Raw genomic sequence first — 19,942 nt, 5'->3', positions numbered from 1 at the left:
CGATCATGAAAAAAATATTAGTACCCGTTGACTTTTCAGAATACTCGCAACGTGCAGTCGACTATGCCTGCCAAGTAATTGCAACCAATAACAATGGACAAGAATTGGACATGGTCCACATATTTACCAATCACTCAAACGTGTATGTAAACAGACAGATCCATCCCGACTTAGTCGATCCTCAGGTAGAGATTGCTAAAAAGGAAATGGATAAATTGAAGGAATCTATCCGCGTGAAGTTTCCTGCTATAGTTTGTCACGAAATTTTTAAGGAGGGCAATTTATTTGAAGAAGTCAGTAAAGTCACCGCCTCTTTCGCTTACGATGCCGTCATTATGGGAACCAAGGGATCATCTGGATTGGAGGCCATCTTTTTGGGTAGTAATACGTACGACGTCATTCTCAATACGAAAACCCCCGTGTTAGGTATCCCAAAAGAAAAGGCACAATATAAAAAAGACCGTGTCGGGTTGTTATGTAATTTTAAAGAAGGAGAAATCGAAGTTCTCCTACAAGCTATCAACCTTATTGGCAAGGATTTCGAGCTGTATTTAATACACGTAAACAAGGATGACCGAGACATCCGTGTCATTGATGGACAATTCAAGTCTTGGATTCAGGAAATCATTGACAGGACAAACATCCAAAACATTTCGTATACTGTAAAGTCTCAAGCTCTTTACAACCGAGCAGCAGAAAACCTCTCCCATGCAATCCACAGCGTACTGATTGATGAGCAGATCGACCTACTTCTTATCACAAAAAGTAGAAAAAGCATTTTTAGAAAATTCCTCGAAGAGAATATTGTTCGAAAAATGGCATATAACCTGTCGGTGCCGACATTTTTTGCGCGCGTTCACGCCCAATCGTAGCTTTTAGTTTCGCAGATACATAACTGTTATATGCTTCTTGGTTAACCATTACCGAGAGGCGTATTTTTGCATTCTCTCGCTGGGGCAAACATGCCATCCGTCCCTTTTTCACTTGAAAACCTCCCAATTGTAGCAGAAAGACGACAAATACCAAAACGAGGAATACAAAAGAGAACGGCGGATCACTTTTGGCAAAACAATTGCGTAGGCTCTTTTGTATATAATCAAAAGATTAACACATATTTTTATGGGAAACTTTAACGTTAAAAAAGTAGGCTTTTTAGGCTTAGCAGGTGTAATTGGCAGCATATCCATTGCCCAAGCACAAAACAACACAACAATCGAAGGCACTACTCCATTTGGATCACCTACACAATATCGTACATGGTCTGTCGGTATCAATGCAGGTGTATTGAATCAATCCAACATTTTTGGTTTTAACCGCGACGGTTTTGATAAGCTCGAACATAACGTGGGATATAGCGCGTACATAAAAAAACAAATTTCACCTTCATTTGGAATTAAAGCACAGTATTTAGGCGGAAAGGTTGGCGGCACAAACGAAAGTGCTTCCTCCGAACAGATATCGTCTTTCGAAACGAAGATGCCTTGGTCGGGCGCACTTTCTGGAGAGTGGACCATGGCAAATACCAACTGGAGATTCTTTAACAGTATCGTTAAACCTTATGCTGCTATCGGTTTAGGAGCAATGAATTTTGAGACGACGACGACCCAGGATGGAACAAATACAACGGCTGAGAAACAGACTAAATTGTATGTACCTGTAGATTTCGGATTCAAGTTCGCGGTAGCGAAAGGTATCAACCTAGACCTTGGGTACCAATTAAACTGGGCGAATCAAGATTTTAACGGACAGACAGGAGGCACGTTTAAAAACGACCTGTTCTCCTATGCACACGCCGGTCTAGAGATTGCACTCGGAAGCGGGACGAAACCAGCATTGAACAACTCGAACCCAGTTGCGACGCTGGTAAACGATTACACTGCTAAGTACGATGAAATGAAGGCAGAACGCGATCGCCTCGTTGCCGCTAACAACGAACTGAAATCCCAAATGGAATCCTTAACTAATGACTTAAAAGATGATGACGGAGATGGTGTAGCAAACAAATATGATAAATGTCCAAATACACCAGCAGGCGTCAAGGTAGACGGTTCAGGATGTCCGCTTCCGGAACTGAAAAACGAAACCAAGGTTATAGAAAAGATCGTTGTTACCGAAGAAGACAAAAAAGTTGTGGATGAAGCTATCAAGAATTTGGAGTTTGATTTAGGCAAATCAACCATCCGTTCATCTTCATTCCCGTCGCTCAACCGCGTGGCAACCTTATTGATAGAAAAGAATTTTAGTTTAAAATTAGCTGGGCATACTGACAACACAGGGTCTATGCAAACAAACATGCGCTTATCTAAAGAACGCGCTGAAGCGGTAAAAGCGTATCTCGTGTCGAAAGGCGCAAATGCGTCGCGCATTGAGGCGACAGGATATGGGCCAACACAACCAATCGCATCCAATGCTACAGCAGAAGGACGCCAGATAAATCGCCGCGTGGAATTCACCTTATATTAGGAGCTTGAGGGCGTTATATTTTTGCGCTGGCCGTATAATTTTATAAAAAAGCTGCCTATTCTACAATGCCCCCAAAAAGTTAGACACTTTCTGGGGGCACTCTATTTTAGAGTGGCTTTTTTTCTGGTTTACATTTGGGTAATTTTTAAATATTTGAAAATTAAAAGGTTAAATATTTTTTTTTATAAAAAAACATCATTATCTTTGCACCGCCTTAGGCAATAGAGCCTATTGTATATTTTATTTCATGAACCCATTTTTAGACTTGGGAATCCGTCATGAAGTTGTTAATGCCATCGCTGAGATAGGTTTTGAAAAACCATCTCCCATCCAGGAAAAAGCCATTCCTGTATTACTGACTGGTAACGACGATTTTGTCGGATTAGCCCAAACCGGCACAGGAAAGACCGCGGCATTTGGTCTTCCATTATTAGAGTTAATTGACTTTTCTCACAAGCATCCACAAGCGTTAGTTTTATGTCCTACGCGTGAATTGTGTCTGCAAATCGCAAAAGATTTAGAAAAATTTGCTAAATACATTGACAACGTACATGTTGTTGCCGTATATGGTGGCGCAAATATTTCTGACCAATTGCGCCAAATCCGTCGTGGTGTCCAAATTGTTGTTGCCACTCCGGGACGTATGTTAGACATTATCGGCAGAAATGCTATCGACTTCTCCAACGTGAAATATGTTGTGTTAGACGAGGCAGACGAAATGTTAAATATGGGATTCCAAGAGGATATAAACAATATTCTTTCGGAGACTCCTGACTCAAAAAAAACCTGGTTGTTTTCAGCGACCATGCCGAAAGAAGTGCGTCGTATAGCACAAAACTATATGAACAACCCTTTTGAGTTGACAGTTGGAACAAAAAACACAGGAAATGCAAACATTGAACACCATTACTATTTAATTAAGGCTAAAGATAAATACGCGGCGTTCAAACGTATAGTAGATTACTATCCTGAAATTTTCGGTATTGTATTTTGCCGCACGAAGATCGAGACCCAAGAAATTGCAGAAGCCCTTGTGAAGGACGGCTACAATGCCGATTCTCTTCACGGAGACCTCTCTCAACAACAACGGGACAAGGTCATGAAACGTTACCGAGAACGTAATCTGCAGCTTTTAATTGCTACCGATGTTGCTGCACGTGGAATAGACGTTAACGATGTAACACACGTGATCAACTTCTCGTTACCCGATGAAGTAGAGAACTACACCCACCGCTCAGGTCGTACGGCACGTGCTGGAAAAACTGGTATCTCGCTTTCACTGGTAAATGTGAAAGAACTGAGTAAGATTCGCCACATCGAAAAAATCATCGGCAAGGCTTTCGAGAAGAAGCAGGTACCGCAAGGAACAGAAGTTTGTGAGAAACAACTTTTTGCTATGATCGACAAAGTGCATAATGTGGATATCAATGAAGAACAGATCACCCCGTTCTTGCCGTCAATCATGGAAAGCATGAACGATTTGTCTAAAGAAGATATTATCAAGAGATTTGCATCTCTCGAATTTAACCGCTTCTTAGATTATTATCAAAACGCTCCTGACCTTAATATCGAAGCACGCGAAGGAAAAAGAGACAGTGACAGAGAACGTGGTGAACGCAGAGATAGATCTTCATCAAGAGGCTATACGCGTTTATTCATGAACTTAGGTTCAGTAGACGAATTTAGCCGAGGCGATATGCTTGGCTTCATTTGTAACACCGCTAAAATTTCGGGAAAATCAATTGGAAAAATCGACTTAAAGGGCGTGTTTACCTTCTTTGAAGTGGAAGATGCTGAAGTCAACAAAGTTTTCGATGGTTTTAAAGGAGTAGATTTCAACGGGCGCCAAGTCCGGATCGAAGTATCCGGAGATGGAGGAGGCCGTTCTGAAGGTCGCAATTCTCGCTCTCGCGGAGGAGATCGTAGTAGTCGAAGCGGTGATAGAGACCGTAAGGACAGAAGAAACGGAAGAGACAGAAGAGAATCAGGTGGATTCAGAGATTTCTCTGGCAAAAGACAGGCATCTCGCTCTAAGTATTAATCTTTTTTTTAAAATTGAAAGGCCAGATATTCTAACGAATATCTGGTTTTTTATTATTCTAACTGGTAGCAAATGCATAAAAATTCCTATTTTTTTCTCAACGTTCATTATCTGAAAAAGCATTAGATTCCTGCTAAACTTTTTTCACCGAAAGAGGTTATTCTTAGACAAAAAATGGAACTCATAAATCCGACGTTAAACATGGACAATCCCAAGAGAGTATTCGATCTAGCCTACCGACAAATTTTATCCTTCCCTGATCTCCCTATGTTCGCTTATAAGTCTGCAGGACAATGGCAAATGGTGTCGTCTCGAGATTTTCTAGAAGAAGTATGTGCGATCTCTAAAGGCTTGATCGCTTTAGACGTAAAACCCGGAGATAAAGTTGGATTAGTTGCAGAAAGCCGTTATGAATGGCATGTCGTTGACTTTGCTATCCAACAGATTGGTGCGGTAACCGTTGCCGTGTATCCAAACATTACCGACGCTGATTATCAATTCATTTTCAATGATGCTGAAATACGCTTGTGTATTGCGAGTGACAAAACGCTCTACCAACGTATTTGCAACTTGGTAGATTCTATCTATTCCTTGAAGTATGTCTTCGCCATAAACAAATTTGCTGAGTCGCGCCATTGGAAGGAATTGGCAGATCTTGGTCGTGCAGTAAGCAACTCGCAACTCGATGATCTTCGGGATGCAGTACAGGCACATGATCTCGCAACACTTATTTATACTTCCGGAACGACAGGCAAACCAAAAGGGGTTATGTTGACCCACTTGAATTTATTAAGTTGCGTATTTGCCGCAAGGGAAGTTACTCCCCTACAGACAAACAGCAAGGCCTTGACTTTCCTCCCACCATGCCATGCTTATGAACGTATGGTCATTTATACCTATTTCTATATTGGCATAACAGTGTATATCGCAGAAGGGCTGGAGCATATCGGACAGAATATCAAAGATGTCAAACCGCATATTATGACTGCCGTGCCCCGTATCATGGAAAAGTTATTCGAAAACATTATGAAAACTGGGAGCAACCTTCCAGACTTCAAGAAGAAGCTATTTGATTGGGCAATAACACTTGCGGAACAATTCGACCCAACAGGAGAAACAAATGGCTTTTTCTACAAACAAAAACTTTCCATTGCGCGGCGTTTGATTTTAAATAAGTTTCACGCGGCACTTGGTGGAAATCTAGTAACCGTTGTTTCAGGAAGTGCGTCCTTACAACCCCGAATCATCCGCGTACTATTGGCTGCACGTAACCCCATATATGAGGGCTACGGCCTTACCGAAGCCTCGCCCTTGATCGCTGTCAACTTTTATAACCGAGGGGTTCGCGTAGGAACAGTTGGAAATGCGGTAAAGGGTGTAGAAATAAAACTGGCTTCCGACGGAGAAATCTTGGTCAAAGGTTCCAATGTCATGGCCGGTTATTACAACAACCCCGAAGCTACCGCAGAAGTTTTAAAAGATGGTTGGCTTTACACTGGCGATATCGGCAAATGGATAAACAACGATTATCTAAAGATTATTGATCGTAAAAAGGAGATGTTTAAAATCTCCGGGGGCAAATATATTGTTCCACAACCTATAGAAACGAAATTGGTCGAGTCAGCCTTTATCGAACAAGCTATGGTGGTAGGCGAGAGTATGAAATATGCGAGCGCCTTTATCGTTCCAAATTATGCATCTTTAAAGGAGTGGGCGCGGGAAAACGCACCAACCGTAGTGGATCTACCCAAACAACAATTTCTATATAGTCCTGCCATTTACAAGCGCATCAACCAAGAAGTAAAACTTGCAAACAAACATTTTGGAAATTGGGAACAGATCAAAAAAATCACTATTCTACCTCAAGAGTTTACGATAGAAAACGGAGCGCTGACACCCACGCTAAAAATGAAACGAAGAGAAATTATGAAGAAATACCAACACGAATTTGAACAAATGTACAACTAGTACACAGCATTCAATTCATCAGGCTCTCCCGATCGACTATCCAGGATCCTTTCGCTTCATTCGCGTACATCGACAGTCGCTGATCTTATTAGACGAATCGTCTTCTTAGATGCTGTCTTCGTGAACGGCGCAATCGAGAACCTTTTACGGGATAGTGCCTCTTCCTAGTTATATTATTAAAAATAAGGGCAACTGCAAAAAGGATAATACAGCCTGACAGCACAGGACTTAATACATACCAATAGCCTAAAGAAGCGATCTTTGTACCGCTACTCACGGCTATTAAAGCTGTAGCGCCGCCAGGGGGGTGCAAGGTCCGCGTCACCTGCATGCAAACGATCGACAGAGCAACCGCTAGCGGTGCAGTCAACCAAATGATGTCTGGTAGAAGCTTAGCGACCGTCACACCCGCTAATGCCGATACAACATGACCACCGATCAAATTTCTCGGTTGCGCCAATGGGCTCTGAATAGCTCCATACACCAACACGGAAGACGCTCCAAATGATCCAATAAGAAAAATATTCTCCATATTGGACAGACTGAGAGATTGAATAAAAGCGATGATAAAAATTCCCGAAAAGGCACCGACAAACGACCAAAAATGCTCCCGCGGATCTACTAATGTCTCTCGGTAAAAGACATAGCGATAAACACGTAATTGCCTATGAATCTGTTTCTTCAAGGTACTTAACCAATTTTAGCTCGTTGACGAATAGCCTCGTAGATAACCACACCGGCAGATACCGATACGTTTAACGATTCGATCTCACCAAACATCGGTATTTTAGCCAGCTTATCTGCTATCCGAATCAGTTCATCTGATACGCCAACATCCTCCGCCCCCATAATTACACAAGTTGGGACTGTATAATCTACATTATAAATCGATTCCTTGGTTTTTTCGGTGCTCACCACCAATTGTATACCGGAGTCGATTAGAAATCGTCCAGTACGCCCCAAAGAATCCTGACGACATACCGGAATTTTATACAAAGCTCCTGCCGACGTCTTTATGGCATCCGGATTTATTTCCGCGGAGCCCTTACGTGGTACGATAATAGCATGAACGCCTGCACACTCAGCAGTCCGGGCGATAGCTCCCATATTGCGCACATCGGTCACCCCATCCAACATCAATAGGAAAGGAGTTTCTCCTTTTTCATAAATAGCAGGCAAGAGATCTTCAATATTCTGATAAATTATCGGGGAGATTACTGCAATCACGCCTTGATGGTTTTTGCGCGTGATGCGATTTAATTTCTCAATTGGAACCTGCTGAAAACCAATGCCATGTTCTTTCAACAGCGTTTTTAATTCCAAAAACAAACTTCCGCTCAACCCGCGCTGAACAAACAACGACTCAATTTCTTTCCCACTATCGATTGCCTCAATAACCGCCCTGATTCCAAATACCATTTGATTAGATTCTCTTTTCTCTCCTCTTTCTCTTCGCTGAAAGTTTTGCATGATGAAACGTATAAAGTTATAAATTAAAAGCTTTGGTCTTTTCAATCACCATTGTCTCCAATGCTCCTAAATCGAGTGAAATAAGATCATTTGCGAAAACAAACTGGAATCAAAACACAAGCACTTTTAGAAAAAAAGACATGGGCTTCCCTCCCCAATACTTTCAAACTTTGGTCTGCAAAGATAAGAAAAAACTGAAGGATTTAACAAAGAAACAAAGGTATATGTTTCACACTGTTAGGATTAACTCAGCCCTAGATTAAATGCCTTACGAAGTGTTTCTAGCGCTGGATTTTTAGACAACATTGCCTGATACTTCTCTTGCGATGTGTAGGGCTTGCGCGATCGGGTCATCTCCACCTGAACTCCTTTAATATCGAGCGCAAAATTATTGAGCTCTACACGCAAAAAATTCAAAATATCGATCTTTCCGAGCTTCAATTCATCCATTTGAACGCCATTTTCTACGTCAATTTCAATAACAGTGCCGTTAAGACGGGGCATGTTTGCTGTCATAATCGTATACAACGTTATACGGCTCGTTTGCTTCAAACTATCTGCAAAGACATTCCACTTGGATAGGAATGCATTCAAGGTCACCTCCCGGAATTCGTTACCCTGTACTAAATCAGGCTCGTCCGACTCCTCTTCTGACTTGTCTTCAAAAATGGTATTTAGATTGGGAACCTGAACCGAGGAGGTCACCTTTCCCCACCCTTTTTTGAGTGGTACAGTTACGCTCTCTTCTGAGGACGAATTACTACTCGATGCTGTTGAAAATCTAGCTTCTTGCGTCCGAGATGCTACCGTAGCGGGAGCCACAGCCGTTGGGGCTGAAGAGAGAGCCGATGGAGTGAAAGAGACGGGCTTATTTATAAGTTGCTCAGGAAGTTTTTTTTTTTCCTCAGGCGATGCTGAGGACACAAAACTCCCCTGTTTATTGAGCAAAATTGCGGCAGCAATATGACACATCTTCAGAAGGGCTAATTCTACTTGAAGACGTTGGTTTTTACTATTTTTATAATTGATCTCACACTGATTGGCAATATTTAATGCGGACAACAATAAACCCGAGCTCAATGCTTGAGACTGTTCTAAATATTTCCGCTTGATATTGTCACTCACTTCCAGCAACTTCAACGTAGAGGGCTCCTTTGAAACGAGCAAATTACGAATGTGAGTGGCCAAACCGCTAATGAAATGTCCTCCGTCGAATCCATTGTTTAGCACCTTGTCAAAAGTCAACAAAGCCTGCGCTGCGTTCTCGCTCGCAATGTTGTCCATCAGCTGAAAATAGTAATCGTAATCTAAAATATTAAGATTATCAATGACTGCCTGATAGGAAATGTTCTTATTGGAAAAACTCACAATCTGATCGAACATAGACAACGCGTCGCGAAGACCGCCGTCGGCCTTTTGTGCAATAATATGAAGGCCATCCGACTCAAACGCCACTTGTTCCTTATCAGCGATAGAGGCCAAATGCGCAGCCATATCTTCTACTTTAATCCTATTAAAATCAAAAATTTGACAACGGGAAAGAATCGTTGGTAGAATCTTATGCTTTTCCGTGGTCGCCAAGATAAAAATAGCATAAGAAGGAGGTTCTTCCAAAGTCTTAAGAAACGCGTTAAATGCTGCTTGAGACAACATATGCACCTCGTCAATAATATAAATTTTGTATTTTCCTGCCTGAGGCGGAATTCGCACCTGTTCGATGAGGCTACGGATATCGTCCACCGAATTATTGGACGCCGCATCTAACTCGTGAATACTAAAAGAATTTCCGTTCTGGAAGGATTTACAGCTCTCACAGGTACCACACGCTTCAACCTGTTCATTGATCTTTTCACAGTTTATTGTTTTTGCTAAAATCCGTGCGCAGGTAGTTTTTCCCACCCCTCGTGGACCACAAAACAAAAAGGCTTGTGCTAACTGACTGTTGTGGATCGCGTTTTTAAGCGTACTGGTAATATGCTGTTGGCCTACGACAGAATCAAAGGTTATTGGGCGATATTTCCGGGCTGAAACAATAAAATTATCCATTGCACGAAGATAAGTATTTTAAGAAGTAAAGTATGAAAATTCGAACGTAAAAAGTCGTAAAAAGGTACAGGAGTTACAAAATACAAAACTGGCTTGGTTTGGAAAAGGCATGGCTGATAATACGCCATGCCTTTTCCTATTTCTCAATTCGTGCTGGGCGCTATCGCCCGCCACGCAACAGCGGCAAGCACAGCCCCAACAATGGGAGCCATAACAAATAACCAGAGCTGCGCAAGCGCCTGTCCTCCAGCAAAAAGCGCCGGGCCTAAAGAGCGGGCTGGATTAACTGATGTTCCGGTGATCGGAATAGCTACGAGGTGAATCAGTACCAAGGTCAAACCGATAGCCAACCCGGCCATGGTGCCATTTCCCACATGAGAGGTAGTTGCCAGAATAACGAACAGAAAGATAAATGTCAAAACAGCCTCAGTTAGAAACGCTGCTGCTGTTCCATATTCATTCTGATAGCCTTTGCCCCAACCGTTAGAACCAAATGCCCATTCACCCGGTGTAAAACCAACTAGCTGACCACTAACAATCTGTTGGAGAACAAACGCACCTAAAAGAGCACCTAAACATTGGGCAACAATGTATACTAATGCGTCCTTGACTGACATTCTGCCTGCTAAGAGAACCCCTATGGTTACCGCCGGATTGATATGGCACCCGGAAATACCACCTATGGCGTAGGCAAATACAACAACTGAAAGACCAAATGCCGTGGAAATTCCGAGCAATCCCAGACCAGATAAACCGCCCATTGTGTCGACGCCCGCTACCACCGCAGCACCACAACCGAATAAAACCAAACCAAACGTACCGATTAGTTCAGCAATAAATTTAGAAGATGTTTTGATTTCCATAAGAAGTGTGTTTATTAATTAGTTAGCCCTAAGTTAACGATTTTTCATATATACACTCGTAGAAATAATATTTTTTGTATCTATTGTGGGGGCGGACGTAAAGTACTATTCAAGGCTTTTTATTCAAGCCAGATCTCATCACACGCAAGCAGAGGCTGTCTATTTGGGACAAAACGCCAAGGCGGTAATGAGGTTTGGGGAGCGGCGTAAATACGTACGGCCAGAATGTCCCGCCTTACCGAAACGTTGAATCGCACTTTACGTACCTTGTCATCTTTCTCGATTTTTTTTGTCTTATGTCGAAAAATTTCTTTAAAATGGATGCCGTCGGTTGAGACAAACATACGGACTTCTTTTGGCGGAAATATCCAGTGACAGGCATCCTGCAGAAAATTAACGTCTAATGAGTCAATATACGTTTTCTCACGTAGACGAACCGTAGCATCCATAGGTTTTCCGTTCCAAATGAGCCAATTGTAGCTAAAATCCAGGTATCCAGGAACACTGTCCGTTAACGCGCTGATGCCATTCGCAGGAAATGACGGATCGAACATGTGCTTCACAGATATCACAGCATCATTTGCCTTGTTAATTCGTATCCCTCCGTTTAGTATGCTGTCCCATGATGCCAAGTATTCATCGGGGGAAGGGCCAACTTCTGCGAGTTCTCGCATTCCTATTTGTTTCGTATCGGAAACAAGCTGTTTAATTTTTTGAACAACATACGGCCGAGCCATCCAATGACCGTCAATTTTTTCGAAGACGCCATATTGACGTGATCCAAAAAATAGACACAGTTGCAGATAGGTATAGTCGAGTCCCAAACCGATTCTTCGGATACGTTCTTCCAGTTTTTTATCTCCCTCGACCGAAGTTTCAGCTTTTTCCAGCAGCGAGCTATAACTATCCATTGCCGCTGTGCTTAAAAAGTCGTTCCGATTATCGATTGGATTGCCATATATAGAAAGTCCCGATGAGCGTAACGGCAAAGCGTCCCGACGCATGTGTACGTACGCTCGGACAAACGGTGACGCTTTACCGTAGTAGCCGTCCAGAAATTCGTTTGTCAGATGGCCCTCTGATAAATCAACATCCCAAACCAAATGAGCCAAAACATAAGCATTAAGCTCTGCCATGTCGGTATAGGTACTTCCGCCACCTTGAAGAAAAACACCCTACACATTTCTTGATTGCAAATAATGCAAGTTGGGTTGCATCGTGCCCTGAATCGGGAATGGTGCTAAATAGCTTGTAAACTGTGTGAGGTAGTCCCAGACAAAAACATGTTTACTTTTGGCTTGCCAGTCGCTTAATTGTTTCCTAAAATTCTCAGCCGAAGGTTCGCGACAAATCTCCTTTCCTCTGAATGCCTCTGCGTTACTCAATATAACATATACATTATCCGCCACACGTGTATGTGTTGGCGCATTCGCAGTCTGTGAATAGGCTAAAGTGCTAAATTTTTGTTCTGGAAATCTTGTAGCCACACGGTTTACAAAATGAATAAGAGCTCCTTGGGGACCACCGTCATACTCATTTTTCGCTTTACATAAGCCGCACGTGCAATATCCGATGGCATCATTCGGAGCGATCGACCAATAGGTCGCCCGCGGATTCTCTTGAATTTTCTCTTTGAAAAAACGTACGGTATGTTCAAATACCGCTTCATTAGAAAGACAAAGTTGGATAGGTTGTCGCCTTCCCTGATAATAAGCGTAGTATGTCGGGTAACTTTTAAAGTACAGTTCTGCCGGAAGAATCTTATCAAAAGTATGCCCCCATAACCCCCACAGCTCCTCTAAATTATGCAACCCATACCAATCTAAATATTCTCGGTCTAGCTCAACCGGGAAATAGACTTCTCGGAAACGAAAACTTGGTCTAGCTGACAAGTAAAAATCCATATTCACAGGTAATTCTCGGCGCATGGGGATCCAGGTATTTTCTGTTCCCGTATACCACTTCCGACCGCCAATTATTTCCCTCACATAGCGGTAAGCCGCATAAACAACCCCTAGTCCCTCTCCTCGAATATGGAGGTTCTCTCCTTCAACGTAAAGCGTATAATTGACGGTCTGATCAGACGACCTATCATTGTCAATGCGCTTTATAATAATAGCGTTTCCGGAGGCTTGTCCTGATCGGATAGAGAGCTCCTGTCCAGTGCTTTCTTTTGTATATCGTTGTACAATTTTCGCAGCGCGCAATGCTAGAGAGTCAGCACGATTTACATAGATCGAGTAATCCGTTTTTCCGTCTTTCACTAAAAACAATCTTTCTTTTCCGTAGACCGTCTTTGTCATCAAGAACATGGCACCCATACCCAACATACACATATGCCTAAACCACCCTAAAAGGTTAGAAAAAGACGACATGGTAGCACCTTTCCTTTGTGTACGTATGTTTTGTACTCTCCCAAGCGACGTAAACTTCTCTAGCATAAAATATATACAAGACAAGGCGTATTTCTTAAGCATGCATTCGAAGCCGTACCCTAGAAATCAGTTCTGCTGGAGATAAAGGTTTTTTGATATAGTCATCTGCTCCCACTTCAAATCCTTCAGTAATGCTAACATCATCCTTGTATCCCGAAACAATAATAATGGGTACCTTTTTGTTATGTTCTCCTTTACGGATGTGATCGATGATCTCATAGCCATGCACCTGCGGTAGCGCCAAATCAGTGATTACAAGATCAATTACTTGTTCATCAATTAGCGATAAACCTTCTTTTCCGGATTTAGCAAGAACCAAATTGTACCCCTCTTTTTCCAAAATAAATTGCATGGTAGCAATTAGTATCTCATTATCTTCAATAATTAAGATCTTCTTCTTTGCAGACTCCATAATTCTCCTTTTTGATTTCGTTATAAAACAAAGGTCAATCAAAAAAAGGGAGACAATTGTAGTTTTTCTCCTACAAGCTTCTTTACAAGCTAAAAAAAGAGCCTTAACAATTGTAGATTATTTTAAAAGTAGCCCTTGTACTACAACTTTACCAAAAAAGCATGCAGTTCATTGTCACTTCGCATGTGTTTTCTCGAAAAACTTAGGTGTAAATTCACAACCTCCAACCTATCCTCTAACAGCAACGACATGATAAGAAGCGGGCGTCGACGAGACTTTGTTGCACAAATAATACAACCTGAAGGTAGCTGTATCCGTTGCGACCATATATCTATCTTACAAACAAACAATACTGGGCTAGTCATATAAATTCCATTGTATGTACGAGCGCACCGCCTCAATATCGGCTCACTATAGCTCGCCATGTTCCTTCTCACAGTTAAAATGTCATGCTATAAAGTCTCGTAGCTAAACGCTTGTTTTTACAAAAAAAACATCTTTGTAAGATTTAATATTATCTTTATGTTATATTTATATTATAAAAATGTTACATAATGAAACGATTCGTTGCCTATATAGCCTTCCCGGTGATTGCTGTTTTGAGCATATCGTTGTCACCTCTTCGAGGATTTAGCCAAAATCGATTTTTTGATTTCTTTAACAAACAGTTTTCGTTCGCCGCTGACTCCTCTATCCTTGTTCCATTTGAAGACGCGCTATCAACAGCTTCAATTAGAAAGTTTTATGCAACGATGGATAATGGTAGCTTTCATCCAATTATCCAATCATTATTGAAGCATAAGGAAAACAATAATATGAACGACTGGCTCTACTACCAATTGGTTCGCAAAGTTGCACAGACACTCAGTCCAAAAGAAGACAATTATGCGCGATACACACTTTACAAATGGTTTTTTATGCTTAAATCTGGATTCGATGCCAGGCTGGCTTATCGGAATGAACAAATTATATTCTACATACGGAGCGAGGAAGATATTTCGGATCTACCGTATTTACAACTGGAAAAAGGCACATATATCTGTTTGAATTACCACGACTACGGCGCATTGTTTAATAACAAAGAACCTTATACCTTAGCGGACTTAGTTGATTTATTAAATCCTCAAGCTCGGGGGTTCAGTTACAAAGTGACTAGATTGCCGGAGTTTAAGCCGGAGAATTATGTCGAAAAAGAATTGGCCTTTAAGTACCAAGGAAAAGCTTATCATTTTAAAATAAAAATAAATGATGAGGTAACCGATATTTTTAAAAATTATCCAATTGTTGATTTTGAAACTTATTTCAACATTCCGATGAGCGCGCACACATACGAATCATTAATACCAGTTTTGCGAACTCACTTAAACAAACTACCGGTGGCTAAAGGCGTAGACTATCTTATGCGGTTTACACGCTACGCGTTTCTTTATGAAGATGACCGAATGATATTTGGGAAAGAAAAACGAATGTCACCTGAGGAAACATTGAGTAGCAACGCCAGTGATTGCGATGACCGAGCGGCCCTATTTTTTTATCTCGTAAAAGAAATTTATAATTTGCCTATGCTCGCCATACGGTATCCGACACACGTCACTGTCGCCGTTCAATTTAGGACCCCCGTGGGAAAGAGCATTTTCTACGAGGGAAATTACTATACAATATGTGAACCTACGCCCCAAGACGCGGATTTGTCTGTTGGCGAAGTCTCATCTAAAAATGAACGAGAGTCATATGAGATTGTCTACCATTACGCACCGCAATAGTTATAGATGTGCATAAATCGCATAACCCTGCTATAAAAGAAAGAGGCTGTCTCATAAATGAAATTCAGAATTACAAACCAGAATTAAATTTGGGAGTATAGCTTTCAATTACTGAATCATAAAAAAAGGACCAAAACTTTTTAGGAATTTGGTCCTTTTTTCGTTGAATCTGGTAAAACGTCAAAATTATATTTGGTGTCAATCAGTTAAAATCGACTTTTGAGACAGCCTCTTTCTGTGAATAGAGCTGACATTTAAAAATTGTAGCTATAGCCAATACTAAAGGTGCGTCTGGGAGAGCGTTGCTGATAAATCTGATCAGTAGCCATGTAAGCTTCATAGACACTTAATCGTTTACTATCCAAAAGATTGTCTATTTTAAAACTAATTGCACCACCATCTAAATTTTTACCTATTCGTTTAGACAAGTTCACATTTAAGCTATTAAAAGGTTTAGCGTACACATCAGAGTTTCTCGAAAATCCGATCAACTGTAATGTTTTTCCTTGTACATTATAGAAGACACCGGCTTCGAAACCTTTATCTGTTGTCATATAACTTAACCCCGCATTAATTAGATAAGGTGATTGGCCTTGTAATTCCCGCTCTTTCTCAATAACTTCTCCTTGCCTTGCAAAAGACAAACGTGAATTATATTCATTATCCCCCATTTCAATTTCCGACTTTACAACGGAAGCATTCAAATTCAAGCTTAGATTTTGTAAATCTTCCGTCAAAAAACCAAAATTCTTACGCGCCTCAACTTCTACTCCGAATACATTAGCCGTTTTTGAATTACGAGCTATGATATTGTTTGGCAAAGCATCAGAATATGCTTGCAATTCAATCGGATTTTCAAATCGTTTATAAAATCCGCTTAACGCAACCATTTGTGCTTGGTCCCCGAAAATTTCATACCGTAGATCGACATTATTAATATAAGTCGGTACTAAGTCCAAATTACCTAAAAATCTAGTATCCGTCAACGGATCGTAAATTTGAACGACTGAAAGTTCTTTGAAAGAAGGTCGAGCAGTTGTACGTGAATATGATCCTCTTAGATTATGGTTCGCCGCTGGACTATAAATTAAGTTGAGCGATGGAAACAGGTCGAACTTGTTAATAGTCTTAACATTATCATACGTTACTCGATCTATGTTCTGTCCTGTAAAAAATGACATATATTGCTCAGCTCTTAAGCCAATTACTGCTCGAAATTTCTCCCAAGGCTTAACTTCAGCTGAAGCATAAGCTGCAGCCGTATGTTGGGACGCATCAAATGTGTTAGCAGCTTCAAACTGGCCTTGTATATAAAATCCCGCGTCACGCGAAGCGTTATATGCATTATCAGAGTTTAATATTGCATTGGGATCGCCATTTGGACCAGACAAATCAACATTTCTGTAATTAACAGTGTAATTATTTATGGAATAATCACGTTGTTTATAACTATAAAGACCGCCGAATTTCAATGATGCGTCGCGTTCAAAAATTTGTGTTTTCTTAGTAAAATCGATTTTACCAATAGCATTAAATTCATCTAATGAGCGCCAAATACGCATGGGAAGTCCGGCATCCGTACTAATAACAAAATTTCCCGATGGATTTAAAACAAATGTAGTTAATCGGACATCCTTATCGTTAACTTTCGCCACAGAAGGTGAAACTTTCCATTCTGTTATAAAATCGGCATTTTCGTTACTGTGCTTACCACTCAGTAAAACGTTAGAAATAGATCGCTGACTGTAATCCAGCAAATGCTTGTTCGTATTATTTGAATTTGCTATCCGCGTCTCTTGATTAAAAATAGCGGATCTTGATTCGCCGTTTTGAATATGCAATAAATTTAATGTGTATTTAGAACGAACAGTCTTATAATTGAGGCCCAACATTCCGGACAATAACACGTTTTGTTCCCCTAAATCCCCAATAGATGTCCTGTCAGCTCTTAGTTCCGAACTTTCATCACTCTGGTTGGGCTTTTGGTATATTCCGTTTTGATAGCCCTCATAAAATACGGTAGTTTTCTTGTAATTTAAAACGCCGATGAGTCCAAGTTTATTTCCCCATAAATTATACTGATTGCTAAAGTCAAAACCAAGGGACAAGTCAGGCATATTATTAGTCTTGCGATCGGCGCCTAGAAGTGACGAAAAAGACTTTGTCACTTGCTCTACTACCGGACGATTTGCAGAAGAGACTGGATTGGGAATGTCATACCCCTGTGAGATTGGAAGCTTACGATCACCATTATCAAACCCTAAAAAATCACTGCTACTACCTTTATAAGAAACAAAGTTATCTTTAAAATGCATGTTTGGATTGTACCCCAAAGAGAACGACAATCCGACTTGCTTTTGGGCCGGAATATCCTTCGTAACAATATCAACCACACCTCCCGTAAAATCAGCGGGTAACTCAGCCGATGCTGATTTCATCACAACTATATTCTCAAGTACTCCAGTTGGAAATATATCCATTTGTACGGTATTCTTGTCAGGATCCAAACCTGGAATATCCACCCCATTTAGAATCGATTTCGTATAACGATCTCCTAACCCCCGTACGTATAAATATTTTCCATCTTGTACAGAAACTCCCGGAACTACGCGTACGGCAGAAGCAATATTACTAGCTCCCGAGCGCTGAATAGCTTGAGACGAAAGCCCATCCATGACGACGCCAGAATTTTTTTGCATGTTTAAAATGGACTGTTCTGTATTCTTTCGCGCAGAGACCGAAACGATGACCTCTTCAAGTTGGTCGGAAGATGGAGCTAATGTTATATCCACATTGGTAGCTCTACCAGTTTCTACCCTTACGTCTGTAATTTCCTTACTTACATAGCCTACATACGTAAAAACTAGTGTATATGTGCCGGGAGCTAACTCTAGATGATAGTCTCCCTCAAAATCTGAACTTGCAGCTTGGTTTCCTCCGAGAACGGCAACGCTTACACCTGCCAAAGACGCGTTTGAACTTTCGTCCTTAACAATTCCATGTATTTTTCCGCTTTGCGCAAATAAAATAACCGGAGAGACTACAGTCATCAGTAGCAATATAAAATAATGCTTGTTCATTAAAGTGTGTTATGTTATGGTAATATTGAGTTTCATACGAAATCCATCTTCCATCAAGATTAGTTTCTAAGTTGGAAGATGGATTTTTATACTAGCTTTAGAAAAAGCTTAAATTAAAATGCGCTTTTAGTTTTAGCAAATGTCCAATCAAATACTGAGGTATTCGCACCAACTGTTTGTTGACCAGCAGTAACAGACGTAGCATTGCTTGTGAATTTCGCTAGCATTGGAGTGGTTTCTCCTTTAAAGGTTAAAAGATTTTCAAGAGTCTTTCCAGTAGGTACAACAATTTCCCATTTCCCCAGTGTCAACTTATCCCCATTGAAATTACCTACACTCAACTCATCATTAATATTAACTGTCGATCCTGTAGCGTTTACATTGTAGACATAAATATTCTCTAAACGTCCCATAGCCCCATCTCGGAAATCAGCAACAAACTTCCCTTCAAAATTGCCCATGTTCACAGTAACATTCTTAATAGTAAATGAACCAGTCGCATTGCCTTCCGGACCATCGATTTCAAATGCACTTCCAGAATTTGCTGTTTGAATCACTAGAGCATTGTCGATAGTACCGGAATATGCTTGGTCAATATCTAACCCATCATCTTCTTGTCCATAAATCACAACGTTTTTAACATTCACAGTTCCGCCAAACCACTCAATTCCATCATCTTTGTTGGAAAAAATTTCGATATTTTCAATCGTTGTACCACTGCCAACTCCTCCCAATGTCAGTCCTTGAATTTCAGCATCCTGTTCTAATGCGACACCGCTAAAACGAATCGAAACATATTTCAAAGAACCAGAATTATCTGTTGGATTATTACCACCATATTCACCGTATGACAATCCACCAGGTAACCCCTCAATGTAGTCAATCCCGTCTGCGGCAGCAACAGATATAGGAGCATTACCAAGTACAATTACGCCTCCCCACTGTCCTGCATCCTCAATGTTCAAAGTGCTTTCTTTTTGACCTACCTTGATATCGTCATTTACAGAAGTAAAGATGATCGGCTTTTCGGCCGTTCCGTTCGCAATTAATTTTCCTCCTCTATCCACTATTAAAGTAGACGCGTTTGATCCCTGTCCATCTTCAGCTTTGATAATGGTTCCGGGCTCTATTGTCAAAGTTACTCCGTCATTTACCACCACTCGGCCGTCCAATACATAGATATTGTTTGCTGTCCAAGTTTCATTTGCTTGAAGAATACCTGTTTTAACAATCTCCTCTCCTTGTGGAACTTCAGGATCAACTGGATTATCGTCCGAACAGCTAGTAACACCTCCTAATAAGGCGATTGTCAATGCAGAGAATAAAATCTTTTTCATTGTATAAAATGTTATGTTTTTACAGCTACAAATATTCAGCTATTCTATTAAGTATGTGTTAACT

At 40.9% G+C, this 19,942-nt stretch carries 12 protein-coding genes and 1 pseudogene; 5 read left to right on the top strand and 8 right to left on the bottom strand.

The window, feature by feature from the left end; all coding sequences use genetic code 11:
- Nucleotides 1–5: 5 nt before the first annotated feature.
- From ACFSR5_RS12445 to ACFSR5_RS12430, 4 genes are all read left to right on the top strand, one after another.
- Nucleotides 6–872 (top strand): universal stress protein, encoded by an 867-nt coding sequence (locus ACFSR5_RS12445; RefSeq protein ID WP_380904223.1) that lies wholly within the window; start codon nt 6–8, stop codon nt 870–872.
- 247 nt (nt 873–1,119) lie between these two features.
- Nucleotides 1,120–2,463 (top strand): OmpA family protein, encoded by a 1,344-nt coding sequence (locus tag ACFSR5_RS12440; RefSeq protein ID WP_380904221.1) that lies wholly within the window; start codon nt 1,120–1,122, stop codon nt 2,461–2,463.
- Between the two features lie 247 nt (nt 2,464–2,710).
- Complete coding sequence (locus ACFSR5_RS12435) at nt 2,711–4,504, top strand: DEAD/DEAH box helicase (RefSeq protein WP_380904219.1); 1,794 nt, start codon at nt 2,711–2,713, stop codon at nt 4,502–4,504.
- A 174-nt stretch (nt 4,505–4,678) separates the two neighbouring features.
- Nucleotides 4,679–6,472, top strand: coding sequence for an AMP-dependent synthetase/ligase (locus ACFSR5_RS12430; RefSeq protein WP_380904217.1), 1,794 nt, complete (start codon nt 4,679–4,681; stop codon nt 6,470–6,472).
- Between the two features lie 88 nt (nt 6,473–6,560).
- Here ACFSR5_RS12430 and ACFSR5_RS12425 read toward each other — a convergent pair whose 3' ends face one another.
- From ACFSR5_RS12425 to ACFSR5_RS12400, 6 genes and pseudogenes are all read right to left on the bottom strand, one after another.
- On the bottom strand, nt 6,561–7,157 hold the full coding sequence (locus ACFSR5_RS12425) for an HPP family protein (RefSeq protein ID WP_380904215.1): 597 nt from the start codon (nt 7,155–7,157) through the stop codon (nt 6,561–6,563).
- 5 nt (nt 7,158–7,162) lie between these two features.
- Nucleotides 7,163–7,942 carry a 23S rRNA (guanosine(2251)-2'-O)-methyltransferase RlmB gene (rlmB, locus tag ACFSR5_RS12420; RefSeq protein ID WP_380904212.1) on the bottom strand — a complete coding sequence of 260 codons (780 nt, stop codon included), beginning with the start codon at nt 7,940–7,942 and terminating at the stop codon, nt 7,163–7,165.
- 243 nt (nt 7,943–8,185) lie between these two features.
- Entirely contained in the window at nt 8,186–9,988 is a 1,803-nt protein-coding gene (locus ACFSR5_RS12415) for a DNA polymerase III subunit gamma/tau (RefSeq protein WP_380904210.1), read from the bottom strand.
- Nucleotides 9,989–10,131: 143 nt separating this feature from the next.
- Nucleotides 10,132–10,851: an MIP family channel protein gene (locus tag ACFSR5_RS12410; protein ID WP_380904208.1), complete on the bottom strand. Its 720-nt coding sequence runs from the start codon at nt 10,849–10,851 to the stop codon at nt 10,132–10,134.
- Nucleotides 10,852–10,970: 119 nt separating this feature from the next.
- Nucleotides 10,971–13,154: pseudogene (locus tag ACFSR5_RS12405) on the bottom strand (DUF4838 domain-containing protein).
- A 166-nt stretch (nt 13,155–13,320) separates the two neighbouring features.
- On the bottom strand, nt 13,321–13,698 hold the full coding sequence (locus ACFSR5_RS12400) for a response regulator transcription factor (RefSeq protein WP_380904206.1): 378 nt from the start codon (nt 13,696–13,698) through the stop codon (nt 13,321–13,323).
- A 554-nt stretch (nt 13,699–14,252) separates the two neighbouring features.
- Between ACFSR5_RS12400 and ACFSR5_RS12395 the strand changes: the two genes are divergently transcribed.
- Nucleotides 14,253–15,461 (top strand): hypothetical protein, encoded by a 1,209-nt coding sequence (locus ACFSR5_RS12395; RefSeq protein ID WP_380904204.1) that lies wholly within the window; start codon nt 14,253–14,255, stop codon nt 15,459–15,461.
- Nucleotides 15,462–15,715: 254 nt separating this feature from the next.
- On the opposite strand, the gene ACFSR5_RS12390 is transcribed toward ACFSR5_RS12395, so the two are convergent.
- Nucleotides 15,716–18,541, bottom strand: a complete 2,826-nt coding sequence (locus tag ACFSR5_RS12390; protein WP_380904202.1) for a TonB-dependent receptor — start codon at nt 18,539–18,541, stop codon at nt 15,716–15,718.
- Between the two features lie 113 nt (nt 18,542–18,654).
- On the bottom strand, nt 18,655–19,878 hold the full coding sequence (locus ACFSR5_RS12385; protein ID WP_380904200.1) for a hypothetical protein: 1,224 nt from the start codon (nt 19,876–19,878) through the stop codon (nt 18,655–18,657).
- Nucleotides 19,879–19,942: the final 64 nt, after the last annotated feature.

Source organism: Sphingobacterium suaedae (assembly GCF_042684625.1).
Taxonomy (GTDB): domain Bacteria; phylum Bacteroidota; class Bacteroidia; order Sphingobacteriales; family Sphingobacteriaceae; genus Sphingobacterium; species Sphingobacterium suaedae.
The sequence above is the reverse complement of the archived record's forward strand: the minus strand, read 5'-3'. Positions and strand labels throughout refer to the sequence as shown.

Bases quoted from the DNA above. Each gene is read 5' to 3' on its own strand.
- ACFSR5_RS12445 (WP_380904223.1), top strand. From the start codon at position 6: ATGAAAAAAATATTAGTACCCGTTGACTTTTCAGAATACTCGCAACGT.
- ACFSR5_RS12440 (WP_380904221.1), top strand. From the start codon at position 1,120: ATGGGAAACTTTAACGTTAAAAAAGTAGGCTTTTTAGGCTTAGCAGGT.
- ACFSR5_RS12435 (WP_380904219.1), top strand. From the start codon at position 2,711: ATGAACCCATTTTTAGACTTGGGAATCCGTCATGAAGTTGTTAATGCC.
- ACFSR5_RS12430 (WP_380904217.1), top strand. From the start codon at position 4,679: ATGGAACTCATAAATCCGACGTTAAACATGGACAATCCCAAGAGAGTA.
- rlmB (WP_380904212.1), bottom strand. From the start codon at position 7,942: ATGCAAAACTTTCAGCGAAGAGAAAGAGGAGAGAAAAGAGAATCTAAT.
- ACFSR5_RS12415 (WP_380904210.1), bottom strand. From the start codon at position 9,988: ATGGATAATTTTATTGTTTCAGCCCGGAAATATCGCCCAATAACCTTT.
- ACFSR5_RS12410 (WP_380904208.1), bottom strand. From the start codon at position 10,851: ATGGAAATCAAAACATCTTCTAAATTTATTGCTGAACTAATCGGTACG.
- ACFSR5_RS12400 (WP_380904206.1), bottom strand. From the start codon at position 13,698: ATGGAGTCTGCAAAGAAGAAGATCTTAATTATTGAAGATAATGAGATA.
- ACFSR5_RS12395 (WP_380904204.1), top strand. From the start codon at position 14,253: ATGAAACGATTCGTTGCCTATATAGCCTTCCCGGTGATTGCTGTTTTG.
- ACFSR5_RS12390 (WP_380904202.1), bottom strand. From the start codon at position 18,541: ATGAACAAGCATTATTTTATATTGCTACTGATGACTGTAGTCTCTCCG.
- ACFSR5_RS12385 (WP_380904200.1), bottom strand. From the start codon at position 19,878: ATGAAAAAGATTTTATTCTCTGCATTGACAATCGCCTTATTAGGAGGT.